At 45.9% G+C, this 18228-nt stretch carries 15 protein-coding genes; 1 reads left to right on the forward strand and 14 read right to left on the reverse strand.

The features are described 5' to 3' along the window. Positions 1–91: 91 nt before the first annotated feature. The 3 genes from ATB78_RS24030 to guaB all read right to left on the reverse strand — a co-directional run bounded on the left by ATB78_RS24030 (position 92) and on the right by guaB (position 4923). A complete protein-coding gene (locus ATB78_RS24030; protein ID WP_061010835.1) occupies positions 92–1615 on the reverse strand; it encodes a Na+/H+ antiporter NhaC family protein in 1524 nt (507 codons plus the stop codon). A 164-nt stretch (positions 1616–1779) separates the two neighbouring features. Further along, on the reverse strand, positions 1780–3333 hold the full coding sequence (gene guaA / locus ATB78_RS24035) for a glutamine-hydrolyzing GMP synthase (protein ID WP_005424749.1): 1554 nt from the start codon (positions 3331–3333) through the stop codon (positions 1780–1782). A gap of 126 nt (positions 3334–3459) precedes the next feature. Continuing rightward, positions 3460–4923, reverse strand: a complete 1464-nt coding sequence (gene guaB / locus ATB78_RS24040) for an IMP dehydrogenase (protein ID WP_061010836.1) — start codon at positions 4921–4923, stop codon at positions 3460–3462. 231 nt (positions 4924–5154) lie between these two features. Between guaB and xseA the strand changes: the two genes are divergently transcribed. Beyond that, on the forward strand, positions 5155–6486 hold the full coding sequence (gene xseA, locus ATB78_RS24045) for an exodeoxyribonuclease VII large subunit (RefSeq protein ID WP_061010837.1): 1332 nt from the start codon (positions 5155–5157) through the stop codon (positions 6484–6486). Here the strand turns inward: xseA and ATB78_RS28690 are convergent. From ATB78_RS28690 to ndk, 11 genes are all read right to left on the reverse strand, one after another. Beyond that, entirely contained in the window at positions 6483–6707 is a 225-nt protein-coding gene (locus tag ATB78_RS28690; RefSeq protein WP_033006191.1) for a zinc ribbon domain-containing protein, read from the reverse strand. The genes xseA and ATB78_RS28690 overlap by 4 nt on opposite strands. Before the next feature lie 71 nt (positions 6708–6778). Next, the gene (locus ATB78_RS24050; RefSeq protein ID WP_061010838.1) at positions 6779–7783 is read right to left on the reverse strand and encodes a sensor domain-containing diguanylate cyclase; all 1005 of its coding nucleotides are present in this window, start codon (positions 7781–7783) and stop codon (positions 6779–6781) included. A gap of 294 nt (positions 7784–8077) precedes the next feature. Further along, positions 8078–8947 (reverse strand): hypothetical protein, encoded by an 870-nt coding sequence (locus ATB78_RS24055; protein ID WP_061010839.1) that lies wholly within the window; start codon positions 8945–8947, stop codon positions 8078–8080. 79 nt (positions 8948–9026) lie between these two features. Next, a complete protein-coding gene (der, locus tag ATB78_RS24060) occupies positions 9027–10523 on the reverse strand; it encodes a ribosome biogenesis GTPase Der (protein WP_005440296.1) in 1497 nt (498 codons plus the stop codon). Between the two features lie 181 nt (positions 10524–10704). Continuing rightward, complete coding sequence (gene bamB, locus ATB78_RS24065) at positions 10705–11865, reverse strand: outer membrane protein assembly factor BamB (RefSeq protein ID WP_009705582.1); 1161 nt, start codon at positions 11863–11865, stop codon at positions 10705–10707. Positions 11866–11877: 12 nt separating this feature from the next. Then, positions 11878–12492: a YfgM family protein gene (locus ATB78_RS24070; RefSeq protein ID WP_005440307.1), complete on the reverse strand. Its 615-nt coding sequence runs from the start codon at positions 12490–12492 to the stop codon at positions 11878–11880. Between the two features lie 125 nt (positions 12493–12617). After that, positions 12618–13886, reverse strand: coding sequence for a histidine--tRNA ligase (hisS, locus tag ATB78_RS24075; RefSeq protein ID WP_005424690.1), 1269 nt, complete (start codon positions 13884–13886; stop codon positions 12618–12620). 55 nt (positions 13887–13941) lie between these two features. Next, positions 13942–15060 carry a flavodoxin-dependent (E)-4-hydroxy-3-methylbut-2-enyl-diphosphate synthase gene (gene ispG, locus ATB78_RS24080; RefSeq protein WP_005424674.1) on the reverse strand — a complete coding sequence of 373 codons (1119 nt, stop codon included), beginning with the start codon at positions 15058–15060 and terminating at the stop codon, positions 13942–13944. Positions 15061–15065: 5 nt separating this feature from the next. Beyond that, positions 15066–16028, reverse strand: coding sequence for a cytoskeleton protein RodZ (rodZ, locus tag ATB78_RS24085; protein WP_061010840.1), 963 nt, complete (start codon positions 16026–16028; stop codon positions 15066–15068). 419 nt (positions 16029–16447) lie between these two features. Continuing rightward, positions 16448–17575, reverse strand: coding sequence for a bifunctional tRNA (adenosine(37)-C2)-methyltransferase TrmG/ribosomal RNA large subunit methyltransferase RlmN (locus ATB78_RS24090; protein WP_009697672.1), 1128 nt, complete (start codon positions 17573–17575; stop codon positions 16448–16450). Positions 17576–17786: 211 nt separating this feature from the next. Next, positions 17787–18212 (reverse strand): nucleoside-diphosphate kinase, encoded by a 426-nt coding sequence (gene ndk / locus ATB78_RS24095; RefSeq protein ID WP_005532589.1) that lies wholly within the window; start codon positions 18210–18212, stop codon positions 17787–17789. Positions 18213–18228 lie beyond the last annotated feature (16 nt).

Raw genomic sequence — 18228 nt, forward strand, 5'->3', positions numbered from 1 at the left:
ATAAATAAATACTGTTACACAGCGGGTATCACAAAAACTGTTACCTCGACTCAAAAGAAAACGGGGGATACTCCCCCGCTCTCATTTATTGCTATTGCTCTGCTGTTGCTTGCTCTAACGTCGGTGAAGATTGCTGCTTAGAGAGCACCAAGTAAATGGCAAACTGCGCGACTATTGCCACCAGTACAATCATAGGAGAAGCCATTACTCCGGCTACGAGGAAGCTTGTCAGGGCGATAGCACCATTAAGCACCGCATAAGGCAACTGGGTTCTAAAGTGCTCATACTGCTCACATCCCGCTCCTGTAGAGGACAAGATGGTGGTTTCTGAAATTGGCGAACAGTGATCACCAAATAAACCGCCAGATAGCACCGCACCGATGCACACCAACAATGGAGCATCAATCGCGACTGCGGTTGGAATGACCAATGGCATCATGATGGCAAAAGTCCCCCACGAAGACCCTGTGGCAAAAGAGATAATACCTGCCAATAGAAAAGCCACGGCAGGCAATAACCAATATGGGAAGCCAGCTTGTGCTTGCTCTGCAATGTAGGCCGCTGCGCCAAGCTCTTTACCGACAGAACTCAGTGACCAAGCCAGCACCAAGATCACCGCAACGGACATCATGTTCGACATCCCTTTCAGGTAAACCTGAATGCCATCAGAGAGTTTTCTCACGCCATAAAACGCCATCAAACTAATTAGGGTAATTGCAGCAAAGAAATACGCCGACGACAGTGCAGCACGGAAGGTCGAGCCTGCTACTTTCTGAAATGGAAAACCATGAGGAACCAATATTGAACAAAGCACCACAAGCATGACGAGCAGCGGCGCCCAAACAAAACTTGTTTTTGCATTTTTATGCTCAAACACATTCAATGAATCTTGCACTTTTCCAAAATCAGAACCCTGCTCTGCAAGCTGCTCAGCTTTCGCCATTGGTCCAAAGTCCAGTTTGAAGAAAGAAACAATCGGCACAATCGCGATCGCTAAAAAGGCATAAAACTGGTATGGAATCGCACCAATAAAGGCATCCCAATCACTGATACCCACATCCAGTGCAGCAAACTCTTTTTGAATCAGACTCATGATGTAAACGCCCCAACCGATGAAAGGGATCAGGATCGCCACGGGGGATGAAGTTGAATCGATGATAAAGGCTAGCTTCTGGCGAGAGACTTTCAGTTTATCAAAAAGAGGACGAAAGACAGGGCCAACAATTAACGGTGTACCAAGGTCTGAAAAGAAAATAACAACGCCGCCAAACCAAGCAGAAAGCTGCGCTTGGCATTTACTGGCAACCCACTGTGTGACCTTTTTAGCGAACGCTACGCCACCGCCAGATTTCTCCATTAAGGCTACAAAGCCACCAATGAAAACCAATAGAAGAATGACGCCCGCATTGTAACTGTCAGTCAGTTGCGGCAACAGATAACTTTTCATCAGTGCGCTAAACGAATCGAGCGGACCTTTGTCAACGAATGTGCCTTCTAACATAGCCACACCGCTAACAACGCCGGCAAAAAGACCGACAACAACGTTTCTTGTAGTTAACGCGAGGACTAACGTAATGATGATGGGGATGAGGGAGGTAACTTCTGCCTGTTCCATAGCAATACCAACTTTAATATTTAAACACTAAAAGTGAATATACATTCAATAATCTCGCATATATATATCTGCTAATAAAAAAGTTGAGATCTGCGTTCACACTTTTCAGGCATAAAAAAACCAGCCCGAAGGCTGGTTTTCAATTTGGTATATCTAACAGGAAATTATTCCCATTCGATTGTCGCTGGTGGCTTACCAGAAATGTCGTAAACCACGCGAGAAATACCGTCAACTTCGTTGATGATACGGTTAGAAACCTTACCTAGGAAGTCGTATGGTAGGTGTGCCCAATGCGCAGTCATAAAGTCGATAGTTTCTACCGCACGTAGAGATACAACCCAATCGTACTTACGACCATCGCCCATTACACCTACAGAGCGAACAGGTAGGAATACCGTGAACGCTTGAGATACTTTGTTGTATAGGTCTGCAGCGTGTAGTTCTTCAATGAAGATAGCGTCTGCACGACGTAGCAAGTCACAGTACTCTTTCTTGATTTCACCAAGAACACGAACACCTAGACCAGGACCCGGGAATGGGTGGCGGTAAAGCATGTTGTACGGAAGACCAAGCTCTAGACCGATCTTACGAACTTCATCTTTGAACAGCTCACGTAGTGGCTCAACAAGACCCATTTCCATGTCATCTGGAAGACCGCCCACGTTGTGGTGTGATTTGATCACGTGCGCTTTACCAGTCTTAGATGCAGCAGACTCGATAACGTCTGGGTAAATCGTACCTTGAGCTAGCCATTTCGCGTTTTTCAGCTTCTTAGACTCTTCATCAAATACGTCTACGAATACGTGACCGATTGTCTTACGCTTCTCTTCTGGATCCGACTTGCCTTCAAGTGCTTTTAGGAAACGATCTTCAGCATCAACTTTGATGATGTTCAAACCAAATTGGTCGCCGAACATATCCATTACTTGTTGACCTTCGTTTAGACGAAGAAGACCGTTATCTACGAATACACACGTTAGCTTGTCGCCGATTGCACGGTGAACTAGCATAGCAACTACCGATGAATCAACACCACCAGATAGACCTAGGATAACTTCGTCGTCACCCACTTGCTCTTTAATACGAGCAACCGCGTCTTCGATGATAGATTCAGAAGTCCATAGACGCTCACAGCCACATACGCCAAGAACGAAGTTCTCTAGCATTTGTAGGCCGCCTTTCGTGTGCGTTACTTCTGGGTGGAACTGAACGCCGTAGTATTTCTTCTCTTCGTTCGCCATCGCAGCGTACGGACATGTGTCTGTCTCGCCAACTTTCACGAAGTCAGCAGGAATTTCTACTACTTTGTCACCGTGGCTCATCCACACGTCTTGAGTTAGCTCAAGATCTTTAAATAGTGCAGATTCACCAGAAACTTTAACTTGTGCGTAACCGAATTCACGTTCTGTAGAACCCGCTACTTTACCACCTAGCTGCTCAGCCATAGTTTGCATGCCGTAACATACACCTAGTACTGGCACACCAGAGTCAAATACGTATTGAGGAGCGCGTGGAGAGTTATCTTCCGTTACGCTTTCTGGACCACCAGATAGGATGATACCGTCTGGATTGAATTCACGAATATCCGCTTCTTCAACGTCCCAGCTCCACAGTTCACAGTAAACACCGATTTCACGTACACGGCGCGCTACTAGCTGAGTGTACTGAGAACCGAAGTCCAAGATCAGAATACGTTGGTCATGAATATTTTTAGTCATTTTGAGCAGTCTTATAAGCTAGGTTATTAAAACGGAGGCGAGTGTACTCGCCTCTTATTAATGCTTCAAGGAAAAAAGCAAACGTTTACGTCGAGTGTATAGGTTTTATTTTTACAACAGTAAAAATTAACCGCGACGGTAGTTTGGAGCTTCCTTAGTGATTTGAACGTCGTGTACGTGTGATTCAGCCATGCCCGCACCTGAGATACGAACAAATTCAGCTTTAGTACGCATATCTTCAATCGTTGCAGAACCAGTAAGACCCATGCTTGAACGTAGACCGCCCATTTGTTGGTGTACGATTTCTTTTAGACGACCTTTGTATGCGATACGACCTTCGATACCTTCTGGTACTAGCTTGTCTGCTGCATTATCAGACTGGAAGTAACGGTCAGATGAACCTTGAGACATCGCACCAAGAGAGCCCATGCCACGGTAAGACTTGTAAGAACGACCGTTGTAAAGAATCACTTCACCCGGAGCTTCTTCTGTACCTGCGAACATTGAACCAACCATCACACATGATGCGCCAGCTACGATTGCTTTACAGATGTCACCAGAGAAACGGATACCGCCGTCAGCGATAACTGGGATACCGAATGAGTTAGCCACTTCTGCTGCGTCTGCGATTGCTGTTACTTGAGGAACACCAACGCCCGTTACGATGCGAGTAGTACAGATTGAACCAGGACCGATACCCACTTTCACAGCGCTAACGCCCGCTTCGATAAGTGCTTTAGCACCAGCACCTGTCGCAACGTTACCGCCGATGATGTCTAGATCTGGGTAAGCTGCGCGAGTTTCGCGGATACGGTTTAGTACACCTTCAGAGTGACCGTGTGAAGAGTCGATAAGTAGAACGTCAACGCCCGCTTCAACTAGAGCAGCAACACGCTCTTCGTTACCAGCGCCAGCACCAACAGCTGCGCCAACACGTAGACGACCGCGCTCATCTTTACATGCGTTTGGTTTACGTTCTGCTTTGTGGAAGTCTTTCGCAGTGATCATACCGGTTAGTTGGAACTCATCGTTCACAACCAATACTTTCTCAACGCGTGCTTCGTGCATCTTCTCTTGCACTTCTTCACGTGTTGCACCTTCTTTTACTGCTGCAAGGTTTTCTTTTGCTGTCATTACTGAAGACACTTTCTTAGAAAGGTCAGTAACAAAGCGCACATCACGACCAGTGATAATGCCTACAAGCTCGTTGTTCTCTGTGATGACAGGGAAACCAGCGAAGCCGTGTTTGTCAGTCAGTGCAACCACGTCAGCGATAGTCGCTTCAGGGCTAACAGTTACTGGATCAGAAACAACGCCAGCTTCAAACTTCTTAACTTTACGAACTTCAGCAGCTTGCTGCTCAATAGACATGTTTTTGTGGATAAAGCCAATGCCACCCTCTTGCGCTAGCGCGATAGCTAGACGAGCTTCAGTAACAGTGTCCATAGACGCTGAAATCATTGGGATGTTTAGGGTGATGTTCTTAGTCAACTGAGTGCGAAGATCAGCTGTGTTTGGGAGAACGGTGGAGTGAGCTGGCACGAGTAGTACGTCATCGAATGTCAGCGCTTCTTTGGCAATTCTTAGCATTTGCAATATCTCACAATTAGAGGAGTAAAAAGACAATCCAATCTCATCGTTTCGCATAATGAGGGTAACCAGTTTCAGGTTGTTGGCTACATTTGGATTAGATATTGCGGAGGGATTATACGGTTAACGCAATCGCTTGACCACAAATTTTTTAATTTTTTTCTTGCAATTACCCCCTTGATATGTATTATATTGCCGCTAATTTCCATACTCACGTCTACGGAATTAGCTGTGCTCTCCCAGACCAATCAAAACATCTTCACTGTTTCTCGTCTCAATGCCGAAGTGCGTCTGCTGCTCGAAAACGAAATGGGGATCGTCTGGCTTGTCGGAGAGATATCCAACTTTTCAGCTCCCGTCTCTGGTCACTGGTACCTCACTCTTAAAGATTCTCGCGCTCAAGTTAAATGTGCCATGTTCCGTGGTAACAATCGTCGCGTCACTTTCAAACCTGCTAACGGCAATCAAGTATTAGTTAAAGCACGTCTGTCTCTGTATGAGCCACGTGGTGACTATCAATTGATCATTGAAAGCATGCAGCCTGAAGGTGATGGTCGTCTACAACAAGAGTTCGAAGCACTTAAGATGAAACTGGCAGCAGAAGGTTTGTTTGCTCAAACCAATAAGCAGCCTTTACCTGAGCACCCAAAACGCGTTGGTGTGATCACCTCAAAAACCGGTGCAGCACTGTACGACATCTTAGACGTATTGAAACGTCGTGATCCTTCCCTACCCGTGGTGGTTTACCCAACCATGGTGCAAGGTGAAGAAGCGGCCATTCAAATTGCGCAGGCAATCGGCCGTGCAAACAGTCGTGACGAATGTGATGTATTGATTGTTGGTCGTGGTGGCGGTTCGTTAGAAGACCTTTGGTGCTTTAACAACGAAATCCTTGCTCGCACTATTGCTGCAAGCCAAATTCCGATCATCAGTGCAGTTGGTCATGAGGTTGATGTGACAATTGCTGACTTTGTTGCGGACATGCGAGCGCCGACCCCATCAGCGGCGGCTGAATTGGTAAGCCGCGATAACAGCCACAAAGATCAAGCTTTGGTGACTCGCCAACATAAGCTAGCCAGTGCAATGCGTTACTACCTAGCGCAACAAAAACAGCAATCGGCTCAACTGATGCACCGTTTAGATCGCCAGCACCCAAACTATCAATTGCAGCGCCAGACGCAACAACTTGATGAGTTGGACATGCGCCTACAACGCGCAATGCAACGATTCATCACAACGCGCCAACAAGCGGTTGAGCGTAAGCATCATCGCCTACAACTGAACTCACCAGTAAAACGCTTGGCTGAACAGAAGTCGAAGCTTGATCGAGTCGAGCAAAAATTGCTGGATGCGATGGACCGTAAGTTACTGACCATGCGCCATCAACTAGCAATCGCGGCGGAGAAGCTAGATACGGTAAGCCCACTGGCAACACTAAAACGTGGCTACTCGATCACTCAAACTGAGCAAGGTCAGGTTGTTACCCAGGCGAAAGATGTAAAAACGGGCGACGTTTTAGTCACCCGCTTATCTGATGGTGAGCTTCGCTCAACCGTTAATTAACTGACTTTTTGAAACTCAAATCGAACACGTGATTTCGATTTGAGTTCATTACAACTATTGCAGAAATAGTTCGCCGCACCACAAGCTTGTAGCTTTTCTAGTTCAGCGTCGCAATCTGGACAAAATCCCACTTTCTTATAATCCGACTCACATTGATTACAGTGGTATTGACCTGTCCACTCCAGCTCAATATCGCATGTTGGGCAAATATTCGGTTGCATGGTTACCCCTAAAAACTTCTATTTACTGACTCACAGTCTAATCATACGGCAATCTTGTGCTTTGATCTTAATCACGCGCGTTTAGCACGCTTGTTTTGATACATCGCCACATCCGCTTTTTGAATAAGTTCTTGCAATACCGCACGCTCGCTCATGGTACTCCAAGCGGCACCGATACTGGCTTTTACTTTATATTCCTCTAACTGGCATACTTGGTTAAGCTCTTGAACTAGACGGGTTGTAAAGTTTTGGTATGTATCCAAATCATGAAAGCAGCTGAAACCCACAAACTCATCGCCACCATAACGCCCTATCACTGAACATGAACGGAACGCTTGCTTTAAATGCTCAGCCACCAGCACCAAAACTTGGTCTCCGGTCTCATGCCCAAAGCGATCATTGATGTACTTAAACTCATCGATATCAACGAAAAAGCATCCCACTACAGCGCTGCGTGCACATTTGTGGTTGATCTTGCGATCGACTTCGGTCAAAAGCGCACGACGGTTAAAGCAGTGCGTCAGTGGATCGCGACTGGCGTGAAAATGAAGTTGTTCTTCTAGGCGATACTTCTCTAAGGCTACCGCATATAAAGCGGCTAGCATTTCGAGCACTTCGAGTTCATAAGGATGAGGTTCAGAAGGTGTATTGCTGTAAATGGCAAATGTCCCAAGCACATGACCATCCGAAGCAATAATAGGCACAGACCAGCATGCACGGAGTTGGGCTTGTTGAGTCAGCTCAAGGAAAGCGGCCCAGTTAACGTGATGATCAATATCACTAACGACCACGGTTTGCTTTAAAAATGCAGCAGCGCCACATGAGCCAATATCAGGTCCAATAGGGACGCCTTCAATCGCTTGATTGTAGAAATCAGGTAAGTGTGGGGCAAACTCCAAATGCAGTGTGTTGGTATCGGGGTGCAATCGTAAAATGGAAGCTTGCCTCTTCCCAAATAGGTGTTCACTTAACTTGATAACCTCATGGTTGAGGCTATCGCGTTCCATTCCCAGAGCAAGCTTACCTAAAAGACGATTGACTGCTCGGTGAGCATCTAACAGTCTATCTTTGTCCATTGTGGCGTATTCATATCGTTATTATGTTAATTAGCCTGAAATATAATAAATCTATTAATATGACACAGGTAACTAACTCACATTATGCGCACGCGACACTATAAAAGATCGAATGCTGATCTTCGGATATTTCCCTTTTGATCAGCGATCACCCCTTAAAAGAATATTTATATAACCACATACCGAAAGCATAAGTTACATATTCTGTCCCTCGATTTTAATCAGAACTAAAAACTACAATTTCGAACAAAAAACCACACAAACAGGATTTAATAAAAAGATCAGAATCCAAATTTAGCGTCTTACATCGGTGTGCATTTCGATAGTTTGTGAGTCTATTTCTACTAATGTGACATGGATAGAACCGAAGTCACTCAAATGGCTCGCATGCGTTCCCCCACAAGGGATGACAGCGATTTCACCTTCACCTAAATCACATTGCCAATAACGTGAATCCGTAAGGTGTTCCCCATGGCAATCGACCGTGATCGCAACGTCTCTTTTTAGCCAATCCCCCAACAGAACATTCACCTGTTGTTCGATGCTTTTTAGGTCAGACAGCATATCTGCACTGTTTAACCCTCTTTTGCGGAGTGTTTTACCTAAACGGTAGGTATCCAGACATTTATCTGGGGTAACAAAACTGGTTTCTTGCGCATAGCTATTGAAATCGTAGTTACCATGCGGGTCTTTACGGTCAGCGTCTTTACGCCAATAGCTCTGCGCCAGCACCTTATTGAGCGCAAGATATGCAATGTGCCCTGCGCTATGACCGCGACTTAGAGACAGTTGGTATTCTTTATCTACTTCCAGCAACGCAATATCACCAGCATCAAACGTATCGGTGAATGGCAAGACATGCACGACAACAAACGCCCACCCTTCCGTATCACGTTTTACCGGAATAGCTTGGCCAACATATAACTCGCCGCTTGCTAGTTCTACAGCACCCACTTGGCAATCAATCACATCAAAGCTCTTACCATTCACCGTCAGTGTGCCTTTATCTGCTGGGTGATCAGGCCAAATATGGCTAACGGGATGAAAAGGCGTGACATCAGTAACAACGTGGGTAGCTTCTGATGTAGATTGAACAAATTGTACGTGCGCCTCTAACTGCCAAGTTTGATGACAGAAACGCGTCTTGGTTGCTGTGATTGTCATGTGTTGATTACTTCTTATGAAAGCTTTGAATAAAAAAATACCCAAGTCGAAACTTGGGTATTCATAAAATCTTAGGCGATTACTTGTTGCGGTTCTTCACTGCAGACATCATACGTTTGCGCTTACGCTCTTGAGAAAGAGTCAGTTTGCCGCCACGGTTTTCGTACGGGTTATCGCTGTTCTGGAAGTTAATACGGATTGGTGTACCCATGATTTCCAGAGACTTACGGAAGTAGTTCATCAAGTAACGTTTGTACGAATCAGGTAGATCGCGAACCATGTTACCGTGAACAACCACGATTGGTGGGTTGTAACCACCCGCGTGTGCGTATTTAAGCTTAATACGACGGCCACGAACCATAGGCGGTTGGTGATCGTCTGTTGCCATCTTCATGATACGAGTAAGAACAGATGTACCTACACGTGTCGTTGCCGACTTGTACGCTTCTTGAATCGATTCGAACAAGTGACCAACGCCTGTACCGTGAAGCGCAGAGATAAAGTGAATACGTGCAAAATCAACGAAACCTAAACGGCGGTCGAGTTCTTTCTTCACGTTCTCTTTTACATCGTTATCCAGACCATCCCACTTGTTTACCGCTAGTACAATTGAGCGACCAGCGTTCAATGCGAAGCCAAGTAGGCTTAAATCTTGGTCAGAAATGTTTTCACGCGCGTCGATAACCAATAGAACCACGTTTGCGTCTTCTACGGCTTTCAGCGTTTTAACAACAGAGAATTTCTCTACTGTTTCATTGATACGACCACGACGACGTACACCTGCAGTATCGATCAATACGTACTCGCGACCATCACGTTCCATTGGGATATAGATTGAGTCACGCGTAGTGCCTGGCATGTCATATACCACAACGCGTTCTTCACCAAGGATACGGTTAGTCAGTGTTGATTTACCAACGTTTGGACGACCGATAATAGCCAGTTTGATTGGCTGGTCTTGCAAACGCTTGAACTCGGCTTCTGCGTCTTCTTCAGTGTAATCTTCAACCGCTAGCTCTTCATCTTCGAATTCAGTCAGATCTTCAATCTCACCTTCTTCTGATTCACTTGCCAGTAGATCATCAAAGAATGGCGCTAGAGCACGCTCAAGTAGCGCAGTTACACCACGACCGTGTGCTGCTGCGATTTGGTACATGTCGTCAACACCAAGCTGCCAGAAATCGGCACAAGCGGCGTCAGCATCAATACCATCGATCTTGTTTACCACCAGCATTGCTGGCTTTTCGATTTTACGCAGGTGCGCGGCAATCGCTTCATCCGACGGCGTTAATCCAGCACGACCATCAACAAGGAATAGCACAACGTCAGCTTCATCAATCGCTGCTAACGATTGCTGTGCCATTTTTGTTTCTACGCCTTCTTCTGTGCCATCAATACCACCGGTATCAATAACGATGAATTCGTGTTCTTCACCAAGACGAGCTTGGCCATATTTACGGTCTCGCGTTAGGCCAGGGAAGTCCGCAACCAACGCGTCACGTGTGCGTGTCAATCGGTTAAATAGTGTAGATTTACCTACGTTCGGACGCCCTACTAGAGCAACAACAGGTACCATAACAACCTCTACAATAATCTTTCTTCTGTAGTTATAGGTAACGACTTGCTCGATGCCAAATCAAACCAGCTTTTTACCTATAACCACGTCAGGAATAACGGTTAATAAATAATAATTTCAAACAACAAAACGGCTCCTAACTGTTACCAGCCAGGAGCCGAATGTGAATTATATCACGATATTATTCGTTAATGGTTAGTTTCTTTACATCGCCATTGCGAGTGGTAATCACGTAACCATCAGACAACAACGTCGGGCCAACAGCAAAACCACTGTCATCGACGTATTGTTGTGCAACGAATTCGCCCGTTGAGCGGTCAATCCAGTGTAGGTAACCCAATGTATCACCTACTACTAGGTAGTTATCAACGATGACTGGCGCTGTAAGCTGGCGGTATTCCAACTTGCTGTTTTCCCACAACTCTGTACCACTACGAGCATCGACTGCCACGACGTGATCTTTCTCGGTGATCACGAAGATACGGCTGCCATCTGTCGCGATATCGTTCGCAGATGAGTAGTTACGCTTCCAGATTGGGTTTGCGCTGCGCAAATCGATCGCGATAAGCTGACCGTTGTAACCCACGGTGAAAAGAGTGCCGCCCAGTACAATCGGTGAAGAGTCTACGTCAACAAGACGGTCAATTTCGGTCGCACCTTTTGGTGTACCTACTGGTTGTTGCCAAATCAGTTGACCACGTTCAACAATCGCCGCCGCTAGTCGGCCATTTGCCGTACCCCAGAAAACACCACCACCAATCGCTGTCGGAGTACTATCACCACGCAACGTTAGGTTTGGAACTTCAGTGCTCAATGCCCAACGCTGTTCACCTGATGCTTCATCCAGTGCAATCAACATACCGCGACTGGTGTTCACGATGATCATGCCTGAGTCAGCGACTGGTCTCGCCAGCACTTCACCACCGACTTCAATACGCCAGTTGATTTCACCTGTTTCTTGGTCAAGTGCAATCACTTCGCCATTTTCAGAGCCGATGTACAGGTTACCGTAAGCGGCAGTAATACCACCAGAAAGACGTGCGATCACATCTTCTTCTAGATCGGTTTGCCACTTTTGCTTGCCATCTTCTGGATCCAGCGCTTTCACTAGACCATCACGGCTTGCAACGAACAAGGTATCATTTGCTACAACAGGCGACAGTTTTGAGAAGTAATGACCTACACCATCACCAATCGATGCTGTCCATTTCGCACTTGGCGTAAACTCACTGTCTACCTGAGGTAGTGGAGCCATAACGATAGTATCTTCTTCGCTAGCACAACCAGCTAGAATTCCCACCGTCAATGCCCCTAATAAGGCTTTCTTAAAGACTCTTTTCATCCAATGCGGTCCTTATTTCGCCAGGTCGTCCAATTTCATTTGTAGCGTTGGGCTAGCATCTGCAGCTTGCTGAGCTTCAGTGTACGCCGCGTATGCTGCTTCTTTGTCACCTTGACGAAGAGCGATATCACCACGCTGTTCAGCAATACGACCAGTCCATGCTGCATCTGTCACTTTATCTAGTTCTGCGTTTGCTGCGTCAAAGTTGCCCATTTCAGCTTCAATGCGCGCAATACGGTAGCTAATAAGTGGAGATAGCGCGGCATCTTTGGTGTTGCTTTGAGCCCACTTCAGTTGCTCAAGTGCTGCTGAAAGATCTTTCGCATCCACTTGTACTTTCGCTAGCTGAAGTGCTGCAAGTACTGAGTACTCTTTAACTTCGTTTGAATCGATGAACGCTTGAATGTCCGCTTGTGCATCTGCACCTTTGGTTTGCAGAGCGTTCATTACTGTTGTGTAGCTTTGAGAAGCTGCTTCACTCGCCTGAATCACAGAATCCTGGTAGTAACGCCAGCCAAATAGACCACCTAAACCAACAACCGCACCGATGATGACGGCTTTACCGTTTTCCTTCCACCAGTCTTTAATGGCTTCAACTTGTTGTTCTTCAGTATCGTAAAGTTCCACTTCCTGTCCTCTTAAAACATGTAAATGGCAGCGAGGCTGCCATTGTCCCTATTTCGTCGAAAGGCTCCTATCTTGGGAGCCTTGGTATTACGAATTAGGATTTAATCTTTAGCTTATTAAAAGACTTAAATCAGTGCTGCGATCTTCTCAGCAACTTCTGCTTGGTTGTAAGTCTCTTGCTCACCACCCACCAAGTCTTTTAGTACTACTGTGTTTTCTGCAACTTCATTTTCGCCCAGAACCAATGCTACTACAGCACCAACTTTATCTGCGCGCTTAAACTGTTTCTTGAAGTTACCGCCACCGAAGTGACTCATAACACGAACGCCTGGAATAGCTTCACGAAGCTGTTCTGCTAGCTTCATACCAACCATCATTGTGCCTTCGCCTGCTGTCACAACGTAAACATCTACACTGCGACGAACGTCTGTTAGCTCTAGTGTTTCTAGCATCAGAACAAGACGCTCTAGACCCATAGCAAAGCCAACTGCTGGTGTTGCACTGCCACCCAATTGTTCTACAAGACCGTCGTAACGACCACCGCCACATACTGTGCCTTGAGCACCTAGGCTCTCAGTGATCCACTCAAATACCGTGCGGTTGTAGTAATCCAGACCACGAACTAGACGCTCGTTAACTGTGTATTCGATACCTGCAGCGTCTAAAAGTTCACATAGACCTGCGAAGTGTGCTTTAGATTCTTCACCTAAGTACTCAGAAAGACGAGGTGCATCACCTAAAATAGCCTGAACGTCAGGGTTCTTCGTATCCAGAACTCGCAGTGGGTTCGTGTGCATGCGACGCTTACAATCTTCGTCTAGCACATCGATATGTTGCTCAAGGAATGCAACCAGTGCAGTGCGGTAGTCTGCGCGATCTTCTTGAGAACCGATAGAGTTAAGCTCAAGACGAACATGTTCATTGATACCCAGCTCACGCCATAGACGTGCTGTCATCATGATAAGCTCAGCATCAACATCTGGACCATTTAGACCGAACACCTCAACACCACACTGGTGGAATTGACGGTAACGACCTTTCTGAGGACGCTCGTGGCGGAACATAGGGCCCATGTACCATAGACGTTGTTCGTCACGGTTAATCAGGCTGTTTTGGATACATGCACGTACACAGCCCGCCGTACCTTCAGGGCGAAGTGTTAGGCTATCTCCGTTACGATCATCAAAGGTGTACATTTCTTTTGAAACAACGTCTGTCTCTTCACCAACTGCGCGGCTGAATAAGTTTGTTTCTTCAACGATTGGCATGCGCACTTCATTGTAGCCGTATGCGCTCACAGTACTTTTTACTGCGTTTTCAAGTTTCTGCCACAGCGGAGACTGAGTTGGAAGGCAGTCGTTCATGCCTCGGATTGCTTGGATTTTCTTTGCCACAATTATTACCGTCGCTTAGTAACCCGAGCACACTTAGCGTGCTCAAGCTATGAGATTAATCTTCTTGTTTGATATCGATGCGGTTAGCTTGGTCTAATACAGACGCTTTCGCACGGATTTTCGCTTCTAGCTGGTTCACTAGATCATCGTTGTCGAAACGCTCTTTCTGACGTTTGCCGTCTTCGTAGAATGCGCTCTTCTTATTGCTACCTGCTAGACCTAGGTGTGAAACCTCAGCTTCACCAGGGCCGTTTACGACACAGCCGATGATAGACACATCCATAGGTGTGATGATGTCTTCTAGGCGCTCTTCCAGTGCGTTTACTGTGTTAATCACGTCGAATTCCTGACGTGAACAGCTTGGACAAGCAATAAAGTTGATACCACGTGAGCGAATACGCAGAGACTTAAGAATATCAAAGCCAACTTTGATCTCTTCTACCGGATCTGCCGCCAACGAGATACGTAGCGTATCACCGATGCCTTCGGCCAAAAGCATGCCAAGACCAACCGATGACTTCACAGCACCCGCTCTTGCACCACCTGCTTCGGTGATACCTAGGTGTAGTGGCTGGTCAATCTGTTTTGCCAATAGGCGGTATGAATCCACCGCTAGGAACACATCCGACGCTTTCACACTGACTTTGAACTGGTCAAAGTTAAGACGGTCTAGATGATCCACGTGACGCATCGCCGACTCTACCAATGCCTCTGGCGTTGGCTCACCGTATTTCATCTGCAGATCTTTTTCCAAAGAACCGCCGTTAACACCAATACGGATTGGGATGTTTTTATCACGGGCACAATCAACAACCGAGCGAATACGCTCTTCGTTACCGATGTTGCCTGGGTTAATGCGCAAACAGTCGACACCGTACTCTGCCACTTTCAAAGCAATACGGTAGTCAAAGTGAATGTCCGCTACTAGAGGTACAGACACTTGCTGTTTGATGAGCTTAAAGGCTTCCGCAGCATCCATGGTAGGGACAGAAACACGTACAATGTCTGCACCCACTTTTTCTAATGCTCGGATTTGTGCGACTGTGGCTTCCACATCAGTCGTGCGAGTGTTTGTCATTGACTGTACAGCAATTGGTGCACCATCACCAATTGGCACATCACCCACATAAATACGCGTCGATTTACGACGAATAATTGGAGATTCGTGTTGCATAATATTTATAGCGGTAAAGTGAATCTAGCTACTTTGCCTGAAGTATACCCAGAAAGGTCGACAGGTTCACTTGCAAATGTCATTGTTACGCCTTCAGGTGCGCCTAATATCACTTTAAAAGGTGCTTTTCCGGCAAGTTCTACGTCTTGACCCGGTTTACGAGTACCGCTAACCAAAGTTTTGCCGTTTGCATCTTTTACTTGAATCCAACAGTCTGCTTTGAACTTCATCGTTAGCAGCGTCATACCTTCTGGTACAACTGGAGCCGCAGGCTCTTCTGTTTCTTGTGCATCCTCAATCACCGCTACTGGTTCTTGAGCCGCTTCCTCATTCACTGCTTCTGTCGCGGCAGCAACAGGCTCAGTTACATCACCTGCAGCGCTCATTGCCGTATCCGCTTGAGAAACCACAGCTGGTGCAGCCGATACAGGTGCAATCTCTGCAGGCGTGCTTGCGATAAGTTCATCTGCGCTCATCTGATCGATGTCAGCGTCATCAGCAACTTGTTCTGTTTCTGCGGTCTCTGCACTTAACTGAGCAAGACTGTTCTCTTGTTGGTTTTGCCACCACCACGCACCAGAAATACCAGTGATAACGATCGCAATCGCCCAAGTTAGCAGCATAATGCGGCTGTTATGTTTCTCGTGTTTAGTTTTACGAGAGAAGCTCTGCATTTCTGTTTCTTGTGGCTTAACATGCACTTCAGATGTTTGCTCTAAAGCTGCCAAAACAATCTTTTCATCGAGACCAACGAGTTTTGCATATGAACGCAAATAGCCACGAGTGAACGTGGTGACTTGTTGTTCCTCAAATCGATTGTTTTCAATATCTTCAATAACAGAAACGCGAAGTCTAAGGCGATCAGCAACGTGCTTCTGAGTCATGCCTAGAGATTCGCGTTTATTTTTTAGCAACGTGCCTGCTTCCATCGAAAGCGGCACTTCATTGGTTTTTTCGTGTTCTGTCATAATGGCGGTATTTAATCTGTTTGGTGGCTAACACGGTTATTTATTTTCGTTTTTGTTCTAATCAAGCCTAACTTAAAGATAGCTAGCCTAAACGTGTTAACCAAAATAATCTTTTAGAAATTCTCAGTGTACAAAGTAAGAATGCTCGTTTTGCAATGGTTCAGCAAAGCGTATTGGAAAAAATACTGAGAATTGTCAGTGTCGTAGTTATATTTCACTTACCATGATAAGCGAATGTTTAACGAAGACAAAAACTCTTTGCTCTCAAATTAACAGATAGCTCAAGCTTTTGTCCAAAAATTGACACAACAAAACGAAATTAGCGCCAATAAGTCTGTAACCATCGGATTACAATTCGCACGTGACAAACAAAATAGCCAGAGCATAAGGCTCTGGCTATTTTTTCTATTCGCTGTGAATTACACCGCTTTCACGTCAATGGTTTCTGCACCACGTGCCGCTTTTAACGCTGCTGTACGTTTGGTTCGGTCAATAACATCACCGACTAACTGACCACAAGCTGCATCAATATCATCACCACGTGTTTTACGAACCGTTACGGTGTGGTCATATTGCATCAATGTTTTTTGGAAACGGTCAATACGCGAGTTGCTTGGTTTCTTGTAAGGAGAACCTGGGTACGGGTTAAATGGAATCAGGTTGATCTTACATGGCGTATCTTTCATTAGCTCCGCCAACTCACGTGCGTGGTCCATGTCATCGTTCACATGATCAAGCAGAACGTACTCAACCGTTACTTTACCGCGGTTCGCATTTGAAGACGCAATGTAACGACGTACAGATGCTAGGAAATCTTGGATATCCCAACGGTCGTTGATTGGCATGATTTCGCTACGTAGCTTATCGTTTGGCGCATGTAGAGAGATCGCCAATGCGACGTCAATCTTACCTGTCATCTGATCAAGACCAGAAACCACACCTGAAGTTGATACAGTAACGCGACGCTTAGAAAGACCGAAACCAAGATCATCAAGCATGATTTCAAGCGCAGGAATAAGGTTCTTCATGTTAAGAAGTGGCTCACCCATACCCATCATCACGACGTTAGTGATTGGACGACGACCGGTTTCTTTTTGCAAACCGATTTCACGTGCAGCACGCCATACCTGACCGATGATTTCAGATACTTTTAGGTTACGGTTGAAGCCTTGTTGAGCAGTTGAACAGAACTTACATTCCAATGCACAACCTACCTGAGAAGACACACACAATGTCGCGCGATCATCTTCTGGGATGTAGACCGTTTCTACGTCTTGATCGCCCACTTTCATCGCCCACTTAATCGTGCCGTCTGAAGAGTGTTGCGCTTCTGCTACCGTCGGTGCTTTGATTTCACACTTGTGTTGCAGTTTTTCACGTAGCTTCTTGTTGATGTTCGTCATATTGTCGAAGTCATCAACACCGAAATGGTAGATCCACTTCATAACCTGATCCGCACGGAACGCTTTTTCGCCTAGCTCTTCCGCGAAAAATTGACGCATGCCTTTGCGATCAAAGTCGAGTAGATTGATTTTTTCAGTGGTCATGTTGCCTCTCAATGACTGAAACAAGAATAAGGGCGCGAATTGTACAGCCTTTATGCAGTCACAACAAGGGTTCTAAAACCTTGAGTTTGCTAAGGCATTAAAATCTTAATGATTAAATTTTAGCCAAAAATTTATCACCCTTTCCCACTGGCAAGCAGATAATAAAAAGCCCCGGAAAAGTCCGAGGCTTAAAAATCAAATTAATACAAGATTAGCGAGGGCAAATCTCTGACTCTGGGAAAAAGAACTCGATTTCACGAGCTGCTGATTCTGGGCTGTCTGAACCATGAACAGAGTTATGGCGCATGCTCAGTGCGTAATCCGCACGAATTGTACCGCATGCAGCTTCTTCTGGGTTTGTTTTGCCCATTAGCTCACGGTAACGAGCGATAGCATCTTCACCTTCAAGAACCTGAACCATAATAGGACCAGATGTCATGAACTCTTTCAGTGCAGGGAAAAAAGGTTTGCCTTCATGTTCTGCGTAAAAACCGCTCGCCTGTTCTTCTGTCAGATGAACCATTTTTGCAGCAACGATACGTAGACCTGCTTTCTCAATGCGGTGGTAAATTTCACCAATCAGATTGCGTTCTACAGCGTCAGGCTTAACAATTGAAAACGTTCTTTCTAGAGCCATAAGGTTTCCTTTTTGT

The organism is Vibrio sp. CUB2 (assembly GCF_001557945.1).
GTDB classification, from domain to species: domain Bacteria; phylum Pseudomonadota; class Gammaproteobacteria; order Enterobacterales; family Vibrionaceae; genus Vibrio; species Vibrio owensii.